The 15,734-nt window shown below is 72.5% G+C and carries 14 protein-coding genes and 1 pseudogene; 6 read left to right on the forward strand and 9 right to left on the reverse strand.

Features of this window, described 5'->3' with window-relative positions; translation table 11 throughout:
• Positions 1 to 248: 248 nt before the first annotated feature.
• A complete protein-coding gene (gene trpS / locus QFZ58_RS19210) occupies positions 249 to 1,307 on the forward strand; it encodes a tryptophan--tRNA ligase (protein ID WP_307126131.1) in 1,059 nt (352 codons plus the stop codon).
• Positions 1,308 to 1,337: 30 nt separating this feature from the next.
• On the opposite strand, the gene QFZ58_RS19215 is transcribed toward trpS, so the two are convergent.
• Both QFZ58_RS19215 and QFZ58_RS19220 read right to left on the reverse strand, forming a co-directional pair.
• Positions 1,338 to 3,338: an NAD(P)-binding protein gene (locus tag QFZ58_RS19215; RefSeq protein WP_307126132.1), complete on the reverse strand. Its 2,001-nt coding sequence runs from the start codon at positions 3,336 to 3,338 to the stop codon at positions 1,338 to 1,340.
• Between the two features lie 53 nt (positions 3,339 to 3,391).
• A pseudogene (locus QFZ58_RS19220) lies at positions 3,392 to 3,769 on the reverse strand (hypothetical protein); the annotation flags it as partial.
• 322 nt (positions 3,770 to 4,091) lie between these two features.
• On the opposite strand from QFZ58_RS19220, the gene QFZ58_RS19225 reads away from it, so the two are divergent.
• Positions 4,092 to 5,159, forward strand: coding sequence for a CdaR family transcriptional regulator (locus tag QFZ58_RS19225; protein ID WP_307126133.1), 1,068 nt, complete (start codon positions 4,092 to 4,094; stop codon positions 5,157 to 5,159).
• Between the two features lie 120 nt (positions 5,160 to 5,279).
• On the opposite strand, the gene QFZ58_RS19230 is transcribed toward QFZ58_RS19225, so the two are convergent.
• Positions 5,280 to 5,711 carry a nitroreductase family deazaflavin-dependent oxidoreductase gene (locus QFZ58_RS19230; RefSeq protein ID WP_307128920.1) on the reverse strand — a complete coding sequence of 144 codons (432 nt, stop codon included), beginning with the start codon at positions 5,709 to 5,711 and terminating at the stop codon, positions 5,280 to 5,282.
• A 257-nt stretch (positions 5,712 to 5,968) separates the two neighbouring features.
• Here QFZ58_RS19230 and QFZ58_RS19235 point away from each other — a divergent pair, with 257 nt between their 5' ends.
• A complete protein-coding gene (locus QFZ58_RS19235; RefSeq protein WP_307126134.1) occupies positions 5,969 to 6,481 on the forward strand; it encodes a MarR family winged helix-turn-helix transcriptional regulator in 513 nt (170 codons plus the stop codon).
• A 120-nt stretch (positions 6,482 to 6,601) separates the two neighbouring features.
• Here QFZ58_RS19235 and QFZ58_RS19240 read toward each other — a convergent pair whose 3' ends face one another.
• The 5 genes from QFZ58_RS19240 to QFZ58_RS19260 all read right to left on the reverse strand — a co-directional run bounded on the left by QFZ58_RS19240 (position 6,602) and on the right by QFZ58_RS19260 (position 11,352).
• A complete protein-coding gene (locus tag QFZ58_RS19240; protein ID WP_307126135.1) occupies positions 6,602 to 7,915 on the reverse strand; it encodes a cation:proton antiporter in 1,314 nt (437 codons plus the stop codon).
• Between the two features lie 2 nt (positions 7,916 to 7,917).
• On the reverse strand, positions 7,918 to 8,388 hold the full coding sequence (locus tag QFZ58_RS19245; protein WP_307126136.1) for a cation:proton antiporter regulatory subunit: 471 nt from the start codon (positions 8,386 to 8,388) through the stop codon (positions 7,918 to 7,920).
• 294 nt (positions 8,389 to 8,682) lie between these two features.
• Positions 8,683 to 10,119: a flotillin family protein gene (locus QFZ58_RS19250; protein ID WP_307126137.1), complete on the reverse strand. Its 1,437-nt coding sequence runs from the start codon at positions 10,117 to 10,119 to the stop codon at positions 8,683 to 8,685.
• 119 nt (positions 10,120 to 10,238) lie between these two features.
• Positions 10,239 to 10,760, reverse strand: a complete 522-nt coding sequence (locus QFZ58_RS19255) for a hypothetical protein (protein WP_307126138.1) — start codon at positions 10,758 to 10,760, stop codon at positions 10,239 to 10,241.
• A 106-nt stretch (positions 10,761 to 10,866) separates the two neighbouring features.
• Entirely contained in the window at positions 10,867 to 11,352 is a 486-nt protein-coding gene (locus tag QFZ58_RS19260) for a peroxiredoxin (protein ID WP_307126139.1), read from the reverse strand.
• A 159-nt stretch (positions 11,353 to 11,511) separates the two neighbouring features.
• Between QFZ58_RS19260 and QFZ58_RS19265 the strand changes: the two genes are divergently transcribed.
• The 3 genes from QFZ58_RS19265 to QFZ58_RS19275 all read left to right on the forward strand — a co-directional run bounded on the left by QFZ58_RS19265 (position 11,512) and on the right by QFZ58_RS19275 (position 14,636).
• Positions 11,512 to 12,249, forward strand: a complete 738-nt coding sequence (locus tag QFZ58_RS19265; RefSeq protein WP_307126140.1) for an alpha/beta fold hydrolase — start codon at positions 11,512 to 11,514, stop codon at positions 12,247 to 12,249.
• Between the two features lie 229 nt (positions 12,250 to 12,478).
• Entirely contained in the window at positions 12,479 to 14,185 is a 1,707-nt protein-coding gene (locus QFZ58_RS19270) for a SpoIIE family protein phosphatase (protein ID WP_307126141.1), read from the forward strand.
• 37 nt (positions 14,186 to 14,222) lie between these two features.
• Complete coding sequence (locus tag QFZ58_RS19275; protein WP_307126142.1) at positions 14,223 to 14,636, forward strand: hypothetical protein; 414 nt, start codon at positions 14,223 to 14,225, stop codon at positions 14,634 to 14,636.
• Between the two features lie 75 nt (positions 14,637 to 14,711).
• Here the strand turns inward: QFZ58_RS19275 and QFZ58_RS19280 are convergent, their stop codons facing one another.
• Positions 14,712 to 15,560 carry a GNAT family N-acetyltransferase gene (locus QFZ58_RS19280; RefSeq protein ID WP_307126143.1) on the reverse strand — a complete coding sequence of 283 codons (849 nt, stop codon included), beginning with the start codon at positions 15,558 to 15,560 and terminating at the stop codon, positions 14,712 to 14,714.
• Positions 15,561 to 15,734 lie beyond the last annotated feature (174 nt).

Here is a 15,734-nt window from a genome sequence, read left to right on the forward strand (position 1 = left end):
CGCGGGGCGCCCCCGTGCCGCGTGCGCCGAGGGGCCACGCCGGCGAAAGACGGCCGGACCGCGACCGGTGCGCGATACACTCACCGCATGACCTCCGTACCGTGCCGTAGCTGGTGGCGCTCCTCCTAGGAGCGGCCACCCCACCTGCACGGATCCAGGGCCGTTCGACTTCGGACGGCCCTTCCTGCTGCCCCCTGCGTCCTTCGGCGGGCCGTCCTCCACGCACACACCACCAGCGAGGAGAACCCGTGACCATCACCGCCGGCCCGCCCGTCAGCCCCGCTCGGCGCCGTAGCGCCGAACTCGAACAGCAGCTCGCCGAGGCCCCCGGCCGCTTCCGCGTCCTCACCGGGGACCGGCCCACCGGCGCCCTTCACCTCGGGCACTACTTCGGCACCCTCCACAACCGCGTGCGACTCCAGGACCTCGGCGTGGACGTCTTCGTCCTCATCGCCGACTACCAGGTACTCACCGACCGGGATGTCGCCGAGCGGCTCACCGAGTACATGGAGGGGCTGCTCCTGGACTATCTGGCGATCGGTATCGACCCGGCCCGCACGACGGTGTTCAACCACAGTGCGGTACCGGCCCTCAACCAGCTGATGCTGCCGTTCCTCTCGCTCGTCTCCGTCGCCGAGCTCGGCCGCAACCCCACCGTGAAGGACGAGATCGCCCACTCCCGGCAGGCGGCCGTCAGCGGGCTCATGTACACCTACCCGGTGCACCAGGCGGCCGACATCCTCTTCTGCAAGGGCGACCTCGTGCCCGTGGGGCAGGACCAGCTGCCGCACCTGGAGATCACCCGGACCGTCGCCCGGCGCTTCAACGAGCGGTACGGAGCCGTCTTCCCCGAACCCGACGCGCTGCTCTCCGCCGCGCCCCTGCTGCTCGGGACCGACGGCACCAAGATGAGCAAGAGCCGGAACAACTCCGTCGCCCTGGGCGCGAGCGCGGACGAGACCGCCCGGCTGATCAAGGGCGCGACCACCGACGCCGACCGGCACATCACCTACGATCCCGAGGCGCGGCCCGGTGTGTCGAGCCTGGTGCTGCTGGCCGCGCTCTGCACGGACCGGGACCCGCACGCGGTCGCCGAGGAGATCGGGGACGGTGGCGCCGCCGCCCTCAAGCGGACGGTGACGGACGCGGTGAACACCCGCATGGCGCCGATCCGGGCCCGGCGGGCGGAGTACGCGCAGGACATGGGGTACGTCCGGTCCGTGCTGCGCACCGGTAACGAGCGGGCGAACGCGATCGCGGAGGCGACCCTGGACGAGGTGCGCCACGCGATGGGAACGCCACGCTGAAAGGGCACCGGAGCGGACGGCGCGGGTGCGTCAGCGGGCCGACGAGTGCTGCCGGCGCAGGAGTTCGGCCAGACCGCGCCGGGTCGCCGCGATGACCACCCGGTCCTCGGCCCGCAGTACGTAGCCGGGGTGCAGGTCCCAGACCAGGCCCGCCGGCCGGTCGGGCCCGCCGGGGCCCGTACGGCCGTACGGCGGGACGGCGGCCAGGTCCGGGACGCGGTCGGCAGGCGGGGTGGCGTCCAGGGCCAGGACGCGCCAAAACCCCGGGCGGAACGCCTGCGCGACGGTGCGGCCCTCCAACTGCGGGTGGCCCGCCACCTCCAGGGCGGCGAACAGCATCACCTTGCGCTCGACCGGCACCGCACCGAGGATCTGCCGTCCCATCATGGCGCCTGCGAACGAGGGGGCGGCCAGGTGGGACACGGAGCGGGAGCGGGTCAGGGCCTGGGGGTGGGCCGTGCGCAGGGTGCGGTAGACGGCCGTGGCGAACTCGTCGTCGTACAGGCGCAACGCCACCCGGAGGTCCGGCTGCACCGAGCGGGCGTACAGCGCGGCTTCGAGGTTCGTCGTGTCGCTGCTGGTCAGAGCCAGCAGCGCGCGGGCACGCCGGATCTTGGCGGCCTCCAGGACGCCCTCCTGGGTGACGTCCCCGAGGACGGTGGGCACGTGCATGCTGCGGGCCAGCGGGATGCCGCGCGCCTCCGGGTCCTCCTCGACGACGACCACCGGGATGTCCAGCTCGCGGAGCCGCACCAGGACCCTCGTACCGATCTTGCCGAGGCCCAGGAGCACCACGTGGCCGGAAAGCCCCCTCGGGGGCCTGCGCAGGGAGGACGCGGCGCGCAGCGAGCCGAACGCCTCCAGGACGGCGGCGACCAGCAGGGGCAGCAGGAGGAGCCCGGCCGTTCCGGAGAGCAGCTGGATGATCTGGCGGGACGACGGATCCGTGTCCTCGACCGCCGGATCGCCCATGGCGAGGAGGTCGAGCATGGTGAGGTAGGCGGCGTGCAGCGGGCTGTCGCCGGTGGTCATCACCGACGCGACGGCCAGGGCGACGACGGCCGCCGCGACGCCCGCCGCCGACCGGCGCAGCCGCCGGGAGAAGATGTGGCCGAGCGGCGCGCCCCGGCCTCCCATGCGGGTGGGTGCCCCGACCGGTCCGGCCTGGCTGATGGCTTCCAGGACCACCGTGCCCCGGCCGGTGGCAGCGGCCACGGTCGCCTCGTCCGGCAGGAGCCGGGGCCCCTCGTCGCCGCTGCTGTCGGAGCCTTCGGCGCCGGCCGGGTTCTGGGTGGTGGACGAGAGCAGGGCCAGGGTGCACAGGCCGGGGTCGGCGAGTTCGCCCTGCCGGGGCGGGGTGCGTTCGGCAGCGCGCAGGAGCAGCCCCTGGGCCTGGATGACCTTGCTGCTGCCGGTCAGGGCGGTGGCGGCCAGGGCCGGTGCGGCGGTGTCGGCGTCGGACAGGACTGTGGTGGAGGCGTCCAGCGCGGCCGGGTCGATGCCCGGCATGGCGACGGCGGCGGCCTGGTCCAGCAGGGTCTCCAGGTGCTGGCCGAGCTTGCGGTTGTAGAGCCGGATGACCAGGCGCAGGCGTGGGTTGAGCCGCCGTGCGGTGAGGGCGGCCCGGATGTTGCGCTCGTCGTCGTCGTAGACCAGTGCGAGGGCGGCGGCCCGGTCGACGCCCGCCAGTTCGAGTACGTCGTCGGAGGGCTCGTGCGCCTCCATGATGTGTACGGCGTCGACGCCGGCGTTCGTGTCGTTGTCGCCGGTCCCGCCGGCCGGTCCGTTGCGGCTCATGGCCGCCGACATTCGGCCGAAGAGGGCGGCGGCACGGGCGCGTTGGGTCAGCGGCAACTCGGGCCGGGTGGTGTCGGGCCCCGGTGGGAGCAGCAGGGTGACCCGTTCCCCGTACACGTAACGCAGCTCCACGGCGAGCCGCCGGGCGAGTGCGTCGTCGCCGCACACGACCATGTGGCCGCCTGCGGAGGGGCGTTGGGCCTGAAGGGGAATCGGGGGCACGGAACCCAGCATGCCTTGTCCTGCCTTCGTCAGTCCTGGTGCGCCCGGTGGTGGCCGGGGGCCTGGCGCGCCGGAGGTCGTGCCGCCGGGAGGCGCCGGCGGAAGCGGCGCACGAGTACGCGGGTGACCCTCCAGGCGATCAGCAGCGCGCCCGCCAGCAGTACGACGTGGAGCGCGGCCCGAACGGTGCCGGTGACGCCGCTGCGGAGCACGAGGACCGACCCCGTCAGGCTGGTGCACCAGGAGACGACGACGACCAGCGACACGGACACGGCGACCGGCACGCCGCCGAGACCGACCGAGTCGGCGTCGAGGTCGGTGTCGAAGGCATGGTGTTCGGCGACGCCCGCTGCCACCAGCAGCCAGAAGCAGACGACGACCACCAGGGCGGCACCGAAGAGGACGGCCGGAAAGGCAAGTGCTGCGGTGAGGAATTCGGTCATCCGGCCCACCCCTTGCGGCGTCGCGTGCTCCTGACACGGATCCAGGGACGGCGGGCCGGCGGCGACGGGCGCGGGCGGAGCCCCGGCGCCGCGGGACCGCGAACGGTCCCGTGGCAGCCGGTCACTCTCCCCCGTGATCCCCCGTACTCCCCGTGCTCCCCCCGTACTTCCCCCGTGTGCTGCTGAACGGATGGTGTCAGCCGGAGCCCTCCCACGCATTGCCGGAATCCGGCAGACTTCGCGGTGTCGTCCTGCCGGGCACCGGCACCTGTCCGTGGCCGTCGGCGGTGGGACGGGCGCAGTTCCCAAGGAGGAGTGAGTGGTGGCGGAGCCGGAGATCCCCGAGAGATTCCTGGGGGACCATGCCCGCATTCTGGCCGAGGTCGCCGATACCGGCCGGCGGCTGACCCGGGACGAACTGGAGGCCCGCCGCACCCTGGGCCGGGAGGCCGCGGAGGCCGGGCACCAGCTGCGAGCCCTGGTGAGTTTCCATCTGTCGGCGACCCGCGCCGACTGGCCGCGCACCGCGGTCGGGGCGGGCACCGTCGATGCCGTACTGGCTGCCGTGGAACAGGTGGTCGACGCCTTCGCGGAGGGCTTCGAGCGGGCGCAACGGCTCACCGTGCGGCGCGAGGAGGCGGCGCGGCGGGAGTTCATCGACGACCTGCTGTACGGGCGCAGTGACCTGGGCCGGCTCGCGGAGCGCGCCACCCGCTTCGGTCTGCGGCTCTCACGCGCCCACGCCGTCGCGGTGGCGACGGGCCCCGAGGCGTACACCGAGAGCGACCCCGTGCCCCGCGGTGTGGAGGCGGCCCTGCTCGCCCGCTTCAGCGGCCGCAAGATCCTGCTCACCACGAAGGACGGGCGCCTCGTCTGCATCGCCCCCGGCAGTCAGCCGGACGTCCTGCGGTACTTCGCCAAGCAGGCGCATGCCGCGACGGACGGTGGCCAGGTCGCGATCGGCCGCCCGCACCGTGGTCCGGGCGGGGTCGTCCACTCGTACGACGAGGCACTCGACGCCCTCGAACTCGCCCAGCGGATGGGGCTGGACGATCCGGTCCTGGACGCTGCCGACCTGCTGGTCTACCCGGTGCTGACCAGGGACCGGCAGGCGATGGCCGACCTGGTGCGCAGCGAGCTGGGCCCGCTCAAGGAGGCGCGGGGCGGCGCGGAGCCGTTGCTCCGGACACTGTCGGTGTACTTCGACGCCGGTTGCGTGGCCGCCGAGACGGCCCGCCGGCTGTCGCTGAGCGTGCGGGCGCTGACCTACCGGCTGGAGCGCATCCATCAGCTCACCGGCGCGGATCCGTCCGACCCGATGCACCGCTACACGCTGCAGACAGCGGTGATCGGAGCCCGGCTGCTGGACTGGCCGGCGAACGAGTTGTAGCGCGCGGCCACCCCGCTCCGAGCCGGGGCGGCCGGGAGCGACCGGCCGGGGTCCCGCGTCCGGACCGGGCCGGGCGCGGTGTCGGGGCACGCGAGCCCCGGCGTGGTCGGACGGAACGCCCTAAGGCGCGGATTCCACCAGTACGACGAACGAGATGGCGGCGCCCGCCCTGCGGTGGTCCACCGGGTCCCCGTCGACACCGAACCCCATGTACGCGCACAGCTGCCGGGCCGCTCGGGGATGGCGGAGCGCGTACCCGGCCATCAGCTCGCCGCCCTCCTCCGGCCGGAGGAAGTGCGCGGACACCGCGTGATAGCCGCGCCCGACCTGGACCACCGCCTGGGGCGACTCCCGGAGATCGCGGTACCAGTCGGCCCGGCACCCGGACCCCGATGCCAGCGTCCAGGTCCTGCGTCCCTCCACCCACCCGGTCTCGACGACCTCGAGCGCGGTCCGCCGCGGCTCGCCCGTGTGGCGGCCGGTGTGGACCAGCAGGAGCAGGCGCCCGCGGAACAACGGTCCGAGTCCCATACGGAAGAGGTGGACGGGCATCCGTGCCACCGAGCGTTTCCAGCCGGTGAGCGGCTCGGGGCTGTGCCGTTCGGCAGGCTCCACGGACTCGGCCGGCTCCACGGACTCGTCAGGCTCCACAGGCTCCACGGGCGGGGGCGTCACAGAGCGGGCCTCGATTCGGTCGGCGGGTGCGAGGGCAGGCACAGCACATTTGGTCTGTGCAAACGTTGCACAGTCCAAGCGTCGGTGCCACCTCCTGCGGCCACGAATGCGAAGCATTCAGGGTACAAAGAGGCATGCCCGATCACCCAGAGGCAGGCCCGCTCTCCGGCTCCGGAGAAGTCCCCGACGACGTCGACGCCGTGACGCACGCGGTCCTGACCGCCTCACGGCTGCTCGTCGCCGTTGCCGCCCGCTCACTGGCGGCGGTGGAGGGCCGGGTGACCCTGCCCCAGTTCCGCCTGCTGGTGGTGCTCTCCACCCACCGGGACGCCAAACTGGTGGAGCTCGCCGAACGGCTCGGCGTCAATCCGTCGACCGCGATGCGGATGCTGGACCGGCTGATCGCCGCAGGTCTCGCAGAACGCGAGATCAATCCGGAGAACCGCCGTGAGACGGTCCTGCGGGTGACCCCGGACGGCTGCCGCCTCGTCGCCGACGTCACCGCCGGTCGCCGCAGGGAGATCGTCGCGATCGTGGAGCGCCTCGCCCCTCAGCAGCGCACGGTCCTGGTCGAGGCACTGACGGCGTTCACCGAGGCGGGCGGCGAGGTACTGCCACCGGAGGTCTACCCCCACGGCTGGACGTAGGAGCGGCCGGACAGGGGGCCGGTCGCACGTCTGACCGGCTGGACGTCCGGCCGCCTGGACGTCCGGCCGGCCGCCCGCCCGTCCGACCGTCCGGACGGCCGGGCGCAGGACCGCCCGTCCCTAGCCCCGTTTGCCGTCCCGCCCCGCGTGCTCGGGCGTGAGGTCGTCGTGGGAGGGCATCGGCGCGTCGCCCGCCACGGCGGCGGCCGGCTCGTGCGCCCCGTCCGTGGCCATCGTCATGGTTCCGTCCTTGCCCTTCCCGTTGCCCTTCCCCCTGCCCGCGAGCATCGCCTGCACCCTGGAGGCGACCGGCTCGGTCCACCGTGCAGTGAGCGGCCCGACGATCACGAGGATCAGGACGTACGCGGTGGCGATCGGCCCGATCCGCGGCTCCGTCGCCACGGCCAGACCTGCGATCACGATCGAGAACTCACCGCGCGCGACGAGTGTGCCGCCCGCCCGCCAGCGGCCCCGCGGGCCGATCCCGGCACGACGTGAGGCGTACCAGCCGGTGCCGATCTTGGTGAAGGCCGTGACGATCGCCAGCAGCGCGGCGGGGAGCAGCACGGGCGGGATCTCCGCAGGATCGGTGGACAGCCCGAAGAAGACGAAGAAGACGGCGGCGAACAGGTCACGCAGCGGCGTCAGCAGCTTGCGCGCACCCTCGGCGACCTCACCGGAGAGGGCGATCCCCACGAGGAAGGCGCCGACGGCGGCGGACACCTGGAGCTGCTGCGCGACACCCGCCACCAGGACGGTGAGACCGAGGACGACGAGCAGGAGCATCTCCGGGTTGTCGGACGACACGGCCCGGCTGATGAGGCGCCCGTGGCGCAGCGCCAGGTACAGCACGAACCCGACGGTCCCGAGTGCGATCAGCAGGGCGATGCTGCCACCGGCCAGGCCGACCCCGGCCAGCATGGCGGTCAGCAGCGGCAGGTAGACAGCCATGGCGAGGTCCTCGATCACGAGGACACCGAGGATGACGGGTGTTTCGCGGTTGCCGAGCCGGCCCATGTCCGTCATCACCTTCGCGATCACGCCGGACGACGAGATCCAGGTGACCCCGGCCAGCGCGACGGCCCCCACGGGCCCCCACCCGAGCATCAGCCCGGCGGCAGCACCGGGCGTGGCGTTCAGCACGAAGTCCACGACGCCGGACGGGTACTGCGTCTTGAGGCTGGTGACGAGTTCGGAGGCGCTGTACTCGAGTCCGAGAAGGAGGAGCAGCAGGATGACGCCGATCTCCGCCCCGATGGCGGTGAACTCCTCGCTGGCGCCGAGCGGGAGGAGGCCGCCTTCCCCGAAGGCGAGTCCCGCCAGCAGGTAGAGGGGGATCGGCGAGAGACCTATCCGCCCGGCGAAGCGTCCGATGATGCCGAGTCCCAGGATGACGGAGCCCAGCTCCACCAGCAGTGCAGTCGTGTCGTGCACGGTCAGCCCTCCGCAATGATCTCGGAGAGCGTGTCCACGCCCTCGCGCGTACCTACGACGACGAGCGTGTCCCCGATGGCCAGCCGGAAGTCCGGCCCCGGTGACGGATGCGCGCTGTGCGTGCGCAGAACAGCCACGATCGACGCCCCGGTACGGGTCCGCGCCCGGGTGTCCCCGAGCAGCCGCCCGCCGTACGGGGAGCGGGTTCCGAGCGGGATGTGCTCGGTGACGAGGTCGATTCCCTCGGTCCGTACGGCGTCGATCGGCGCGGCATCGATGAGGTGCGCGAGTCCGGTGGCCTCGGCCGGAGTCAGAGGAACGGAGAGCAGGCACGAATCAGGGTCGTCCTTCTCGTAGAACCCCAGAAACCTCCGTCCGTCGTGGTGCACGACCACGGAGATGTGCTGCCCCGACGCGGTGGTGTAGTCGTACTGGACGCCGACTCCCGGCAGCGATGTGCGGTGGGTTCCCATGGCTTCCTCCCGAGGACGGCGGCGCGGCACGATGCCGCGTTTTGGTGATCTCTTTAGACACTCATTACCTTAACCGGCCCGTTCCCGGCCGTTCCGGGGCAGCGTGCCGGCCGGTACCGGACAAGGACGCAGAGTGCCCCTGACCTGGTGTTCCGTGGTGGCTGCGGTGCATGACCGCCCGTGGTGGCTGCGGTCCATGACCGCAGCCACCCGCGCGGAGCCGTCGACCCTCGCGACGCACGCGGGCCCGGCGGGACGTGTCCCGCCGGGCCCGCGTGGAGCGAAGAGAGGGCGTCAGTCCGTGACCTCGATCTTGTTGTTCGCCGGCCGGGGCGCGGCGGCCGGCTCCGGCGCGGCGGGTGCTGCCTTGCTGCGGAGGTTCTGCAGCAGAGTGGCGATGTCGACGCCCGTGGTGGAGCTGAGCAGTTCCATGCCCTGGGCCACGTTGTCCGTGACCGTGCGGGAGAGCCGGCTGGCGCCGTCCGTCGAGATGACGGTCAACTTGTCGATGGCGCTCAGCGGTTCGGAGGCCTTGGCGACGACGTGCGGGAGCACCTCGACCAGCATCTGCAGGACGGCCGCGTCGCCGTACCGGTCGAAGGCGTCGGCCTTCTTCTGCATGGCCTCGGCCTCGGCGGAGCCCTTCGCGGCGATGGCGGCGGCCTCGGCCTCACCCTCGATGCGTACGGCGTCGGCGAGGGCCGACCGGTGGAGCTTCTCGCCCTGACCGGTGAGGCGGGAGCGCTCGGCGTCCGCCTCGGCCTCCTTGACCTGGGCGACGCGGCGGGCCTCGGCCTCCTGCTCCGCCTGGTAGCGGGCGGCGTCGGCGGGCTTGCGGACCTTGGTGTCGAGCTCACGGTCCGTCAGGGCGGCCTGGCGCTGGGCCACCTTCTCCTGCTCCGCGAGGACCTCCTGCTGACGGGCGGCCTCGGCGAGGGGACCGGCGGCGTTGGCCCTGGCGGCGGCCGCCTCCGTCTCGGCCTTGATCTCGGCCTGCTTGAGGTAGAACGTCCGCTCGGCGATGGCGATCTCCTCGGCCGCCTTCAGCCGGGCCTGCTCGGAGGCGCGCCGGGCGATGGCCTCGGCGATGTCGGCCTCCTGCTTGGCACGGGCGGCCTCGGGGCGTCCGAGGTCCTCGAGGTAGGAGCCCTCGGTGGTGATGTCCTGGATCTGGAAGGCGTCCAGGATGAGGCCCTGGCCGGAGAGGCTGGCCTCGGCCTCCTCGGCGACCTGACCGGCGAACGCGGCGCGGTCGCGGATGATGTCCTCGACCGACATGCGGCCGACGATCGCGCGCAGGGCGCCGGAGAGCACTTCCTGGGTGAAGCCGACGATGCCGCTCTGCTGCTGGAGGAAGCGCTGGGCGGCGGCCCGGATGGCGTCCTCGCTGCCGCCGACCTTGACGATGGCCACGCCTTCGAGGTTGGACTTCACGCCGCGCAGGGTGACGGCGCCGCGTACGGCGACGGGAATGTGCCGGCTGGAGAGGTCCAGGGTGAACTTCTGCTGGACGAACGGCACGACGAAGACGCCACCGCCGACGACGACCTTCTGGCCGCTGTTGTCGATGCTGGTGCGGCCGGTCACCGGGTCGGTCGACCTCTTGCCCCGGCGGCCGGTGATGATGAAGGCCTGGCTGGGGCCCGCGACCTTGTACCGGGTGATCACGGCGAGGGCCAGGAGAACGACAAGAACGACGACGCCGACGACGGCTAGCACTACTGGACTCATGTGTGTGTCCCCCCTGCCTCCCGGTGGGCGGCAGTTGTTCGAGCTGTGCGGAATGTGGAGCTGTGCGGAATGTGGAGCTGTGCGGAATGCGGACCGACGTGCGGATCGGCGGTGGGTGGTCAGCGCTCGACGGGACGGACCGTGACCGAGGTCGTCGACAGGGTGGCCTCCACCCAGATCTCCGCTCCCCGTTCGACCGGCACCGCGCTCTTCGCTGAGAACTTCACGGTCTGGCCCGCGAGCCGCAGCAGGACTTCGCCGTAGCCGTCGGCCGGGATCGGCGTGACGACGGACCCCGAGGTGCCGACGAGGTCCTCCCCGCGAGGTGTGGCGGTGGTCTGGTCCCGCATCAGTGCCCTGCTGAAGCTCCAGGTCAGCCAGGCCGCGACGAGCCCCGCGACGGCGCCGGCCGCGATGGCCACGGGCATCCCCGCGCCGGTCGTGCCGAGGACGATCGCCCCGCCGAAACCGAGCATGGAGAGGAAGCCGGCGATGACGGGCAGGGAGAGCAGGCCGTCGAAGAGGCCGTTCAGCAGCCCGCCCAGCGCGTCACCGAAGAGCCCTTCGAGAAGCCCGTCGAAGATCAGGGAGAGGGTGAGGAGGGCGATCCCCGCAATGCCGAGACCAAGAAGAACGGTCACGTGAACACTCCCCCTGTGGTTCGGTTTCCCCCGAAACGTTTCCGTCCGACCGGCTGAATGGTCCCATGGGTGGCGCACCGTGGGTACTGCCGGAACCCGGCAGCCTTCAGGCCGTTCTGATGCCGGAAAGCTTCGCGGCGAGCGTGTCGAGCGACTGGAACGTGGCCCCCAGGAGGGCGACGTGCTTCCACCGCAGCACCCCGTCGGGCCCGATCAGGAAGACGGAGCGCCGTACACCGATGCCTGGCGCCGCGACGCCGTACGCCCGGGCGATCTCCCGCCCCGTGTCGGCCAGGAGGGGCATGCGCAGGCCGTGGGCGCGGGCGAACGACTCGTGACTGTCCACACCCTGTGGACTGATGCCCCATACCTCGGCATCGAGCCCTTCGAACGTGTCGAGGCCGGACGAGTAGGAGCAGAGCTGCTTGGTGCAGACGGCCGTGTTGTCGCCGGGGTAGAAGGCGAGTACGACGTTCCGGCCGTGGGCGGCGGAGAGCGCGTAGTCGCGCCGCTCGAAGGCGTCGCCGTCCAGGGCTCCGCCGGCGAGGACGAAATCCGGTGCGTGCTCGCCTGGTTGAGGTCCTGATGCCATGTCGGGTGCTCCTCGGTCCGTACGTGAAAAAGGTGCCTGCCGCGTACAGTGAACGGCACTTCCCACGCATCGACACCTTCGGCCCGTCCGTACGGCGACCGGTACCGAATACGGTGCGGGAGGGCGGGGGACGGCCCCCTACCCGCTCGGGAGGCATGTGTGACCGGACGACCGCCGACGGCAGCGGTGCTCATCCTCCACGGCGGCTACGAGAGGGGCCTCGCCCCGCCACCGCCCGGCATCCTGAATCTGCCCGGCCTGAGGATGGTGCCGATCACCCGCGCGGTGGCCCGGGCCGTCCGGGGCTCCGGCGTACGCATACGCGTGCGGGCCGTCCGCTACACGCACCGCGGCTGGAACGGCCGCCGCCAGGATCCGCTGCACGACACCCTCCGTGCCCTGGACGCACTGCGGCAGGAGGCGGGCGACATCCCCGTGATCCTTCTCGGTCACTCCATGGGGGCCCGCGCCGCTCTCCGCGCGGCCGGCCATCCGCTGGTCCGCTCGGTGGTGGGCCTGGCGCCGTGGTGTCCGGCCGGAGACCCGGTCGCCCAGCTCGCGGGGCGCGACGTCGTGCTGCTGCACAGCACCCGGGACCGGGTGACGAGCCCCGACGCCTCCCAGGCCCTGACCGCGCGGGCCCGGCACGCGGGCGCCCGTACCTGCCTGGTCACCGTCCCGGGAAGCGACCACGCGATGCTCCGCCGCGCTCCGGCCTGGCACCATCTGACGGCCACCCTCGTCCGGGGCCTGCTGGGGCTGGAACCTCTTCCGGACGCCGTAGCCACCGCACTGGAGCTGCCGGTCGACGCGCTACCGGCCGACGGCACCATGACCCTGGACAGCCTGCCCGCCGGGCCGGGCGGAAGCGCCTCGCAGGGAACTCCCCGCCGCTGAGGTGCTGAGGTGAATGAGCCGCTGAGACCGGTCGGGACCGGCCGGCACCGATCGGGCCGGCCGGGCGCGGCACCAGAGGCGTCCCCTGTGGCCCGGGCGGACGGCGGCCGGGGGGTGTGGAGATGCGGGGCGCAAGACGGCGGCCGACCATGAGACGGAGGGTGGCCGGGTCGCCCACGGGTCCCGCCGCCTCCGCCGGCCCGAGCCCACCGCGTCCCTGGAGGTTGCCTTGCAGGCCGAAGAGGGCACCGACGCCGACCTGCCGCCGTTCGACCCGGCGCCGCTCGATGCCCTGCTGGGCGGCAGCACGGCAGGGGTGGGGGTGCTCGACACGGAGCTGCGCTACCTCTACGTCAACCCGGCACTCGAACAGCTCAACGGGATCCCCGCCAGGGCTCATCTGGGCAAGACCGTCGGCGAAGTCCTCCCGGACATCGATGCCCGGGAGGACGTGCTCCGGGCGGTCCTGGGCGACGGCCGCCCGCGCGAGGTGGTGTCCAGCGGGCAGACCTGGGCGCCGTCGGCACTGGAGCGCCGGTACTGGCACGGGGCGTACCACCGCCTGGAGGAGAACGGGCGGATCAGGGGCATCGTCGCGCTGGTACTCGAGATCAGTCAGGCCCAGCACCAGCAGGACGAGCTGGAGCGCGCCAGACGCCACCTGTCGCTCCTGGACACCGCGGCCACGAGAATCGGCACGACCCTGGACATGGACACCACCTGCCGCGAACTCGCGGAGTTCGTCGTCCCGGCGCTGGCCGACCTCGCGGCGGTGGAGGTCTACCCGTCGGACGTGGGGCACGCGGTCCGCCACCCGCCGCCGGGCATCCTGCGGCTGAGGCGGGCCGCACTCGTGGCGATCCCGGAACTCCAGGAGGCCGCAGCTCAGTTCGGCCGTCCCGGGGAGTACATCGACTACGAGGAGGACGCGCCCGTACCCCAATGCCTGGAGGCGAACCAGCCGCTGATCGAGGACCTCTGCAGCGAGGAACAGCTCACCCGCTCGGAACTCACGAAGAAGCGGGTCGAGGCGGCTCGTGCCATCGGCATGCACTCGGCGGTCATCGTGCCGCTCACCGTGCGCGGGCGCCCGCTGGGATCCATGAGCCTCGCCCGGGCCGGCGGCTCACCCGCCTTCACCGACGAGGACGTGCTCGTCGCACGGGAACTGGCGGGCCGGGCAGCGGTCGACCTCGACCACGCCCGCCGCTACGCCCACGAGCACACCATCGCCCGCGAGCTCCAGAACTCCCTGCTCTCCGAGCCGAGGGGGCCGCAGCCGCACGTGGAGGTGGCGACCCGCTACCTGCCGGCCGACCAGGGCGCGCTGGTCGGCGGCGACTGGTTCGATGTCATTCCGCTGCGGGACGGGCGCCATCTGAAGGCGATGGGCGACGTCATGGGCCACGGGGTGGAGGCGGCCGTATCCATGAGCCACTACCGCTCGCTGCTGCGGCTGCTGGCCGAGGACGACCAGCCGCCGCACCTCCTCCTGGACCGGCTCGACAGGGCGGTGGAACGCTCCGGGGTGGACCGGGCGGCGACCTGCCTGCTCGCGGTCGTCGACCGGTACAAGGGACTCTGCCAGATCTCCAGCGCCGGTCACCTCCCGCCCGTGTTCATCGACCCGGGGACGTCCGTGGCACGGATCACCGAGATGCCTGTCGGTCCCCCGCTCGGCATGGGCTTCGGTATGTACACGACGACGACGGTGCCGTGCGGTCCGGGCACGGTGCTCTTCATGTACACGGACGGGCTGGTGGAGCGCCGGGGCGAGGACATCGACGTGTCCGTCGGACGGCTCGCGAGCCTCGCCCTGCCGGCGAGCGGGCGGCTCGACGATCTGCTGGACGAGGTCATCGGCCGGTTCGGGGAGGACGCGGAGGACGACATCGCCGTCCTCGCCTCGCGGGTCCGGGCCGGGAGGAACGCCTGAACGGCCTTTGTCAGTGGCTGCTGAGACGATCAGGCCCATGGAACCTCTGCTCCTCGCCGACATCGAAGCCGCCGTCCGAAGCAGTTGGGACGCGGACACGACCACACCCGAGCACCGGCCGCGGTGGAACCCGGGCAATCCCGCGCGGGACCAGTGCGGAGTCACCGCCCTCGTGGTCAACGACCTGCTGGGCGGCGAACTGATACGCGGCGAGGTGCGCGTCGACGGCGAGCGCGTGGACTACCACTGGTGGAACCGGTTGGGGATGTGCGTCGAAGTCGACCTGACGCGCGAGCAGTTCGCCCCGCACGAGATCGTCTGCGGCGGTGTGGTGATCGAGCGGCCGGCGCAGATCGTACGGCTCCGCGAGGAGTACGAGCTGCTGCGCGACCGGGTGCTGGAACGCCTGCGCGGCCGGATACGGGCGGGGGCGCCGGGCTCCCCGGCCTGACGGCCCGGGGACGGGACAGGGACGGGGAGACGGGGCGGGGAGGGGAGGGGAGGGACGGAGAAGGGACGGGGCGGGTCAGCCGAGTTCCAGGCTGGTGATGCCGAAGACGCCCTCCCGGTCCATGTCCGGCACGGCGCCCGTGTACATCCGTGCCGTGTCGAACGACGGGGTGAGACCGAGCTGCTCCGCGAGGCGGACGGCAGGCGGGTTGATGTCGGGGACGTCGATGGCGACGGCTCTGTCCGGTGCCGTTGCGGCGAGCGCGCTGACGAGGGCGGCGGCCACGTCGGGGGAGTCGGCGTGCACCGGCCCGATGCGGGAGGCCTCCCTGCAGTCGCGCAGTACGGCGAAACCCACCAGCCCTCCGTCCCGGACGGCGGCGAGGGCGGTGCGCCGGGGCGCGGTGATCCAGGGAGCGAGGAAGCTGTCGCGTGACTCGGGGAAGAAGCGCCGGTCGTACGCGGTCAGGAGGGCGAAGGGCACGGCCCGGGCGTCGGTGAGGGTGACGCCCGCCGGCGGCGCGATGCCGATCGGGACGGCACCCTCGTAGCGCGCGTTGCTCCAGGCGACGCGGAAGCCGGACCTGCGGTAGTTGTCCTGCTGGGCGGGTACGCCGTCGAGGCCCACGGTGCGCCCGGGGAGCCGTGCCATCCCCGCCTCCCAGGTCCGGATGCCGTATCCCCTGCCCCGCAGGGCCGGCCGGGTCAGATAGAAGCCCAGGAACCCGAAGCCGGCGCCGTACCGCACGACGGAGACCGAGCTGACGGGCTCGCCGTCCAGCCGTCCGACGAGGAAGGCACACGGATCGGTGGCGAAGAACGCCTGCCCGTCGGTGAGGCCGGGATTCCATCCCTCGGCGTGGGCCCAGTCCCCCAGCATGGTGATGTCGTCGGCGCTCGCGGTGGTGATCTCGAATGTCGGCACGCGCCGTTCGTACCCGGGACCTGACCGGTTCAATGATCGCGGCCCGTTACTTGGCCGGTTCGACGGTCATGGCCGGTTCGACGGTCATGGCCGGTCCGGTGGTCGTGCGGGCGTAGGCAGGGGTGCGGCGTTCGCGGCGGTGCGGGCGACGTACGGGTTCGGCGCTCCCGGCGG

The sequence above is a fragment of the Streptomyces sp. B1I3 genome (genome assembly GCF_030816615.1).
Lineage (GTDB): Bacteria > Actinomycetota > Actinomycetes > Streptomycetales > Streptomycetaceae > Streptomyces.

Coding starts and splice junctions, on each gene's coding strand:
- QFZ58_RS19250 (WP_307126137.1), bottom strand. CDS start 10,119: ATGAGTCCAGTAGTGCTAGCCGTCGTCGGCGTCGTCGTTCTTGTCGTT.
- QFZ58_RS19275 (WP_307126142.1), top strand. CDS start 14,223: ATGGAACCTCTGCTCCTCGCCGACATCGAAGCCGCCGTCCGAAGCAGT.
- QFZ58_RS19235 (WP_307126134.1), top strand. CDS start 5,969: ATGCCCGATCACCCAGAGGCAGGCCCGCTCTCCGGCTCCGGAGAAGTC.
- QFZ58_RS19245 (WP_307126136.1), bottom strand. CDS start 8,388: ATGGGAACCCACCGCACATCGCTGCCGGGAGTCGGCGTCCAGTACGAC.
- QFZ58_RS19215 (WP_307126132.1), bottom strand. CDS start 3,338: ATGCTGGGTTCCGTGCCCCCGATTCCCCTTCAGGCCCAACGCCCCTCC.
- QFZ58_RS19260 (WP_307126139.1), bottom strand. CDS start 11,352: ATGGCATCAGGACCTCAACCAGGCGAGCACGCACCGGATTTCGTCCTC.
- QFZ58_RS19230 (WP_307128920.1), bottom strand. CDS start 5,711: ATGCCCGTCCACCTCTTCCGTATGGGACTCGGACCGTTGTTCCGCGGG.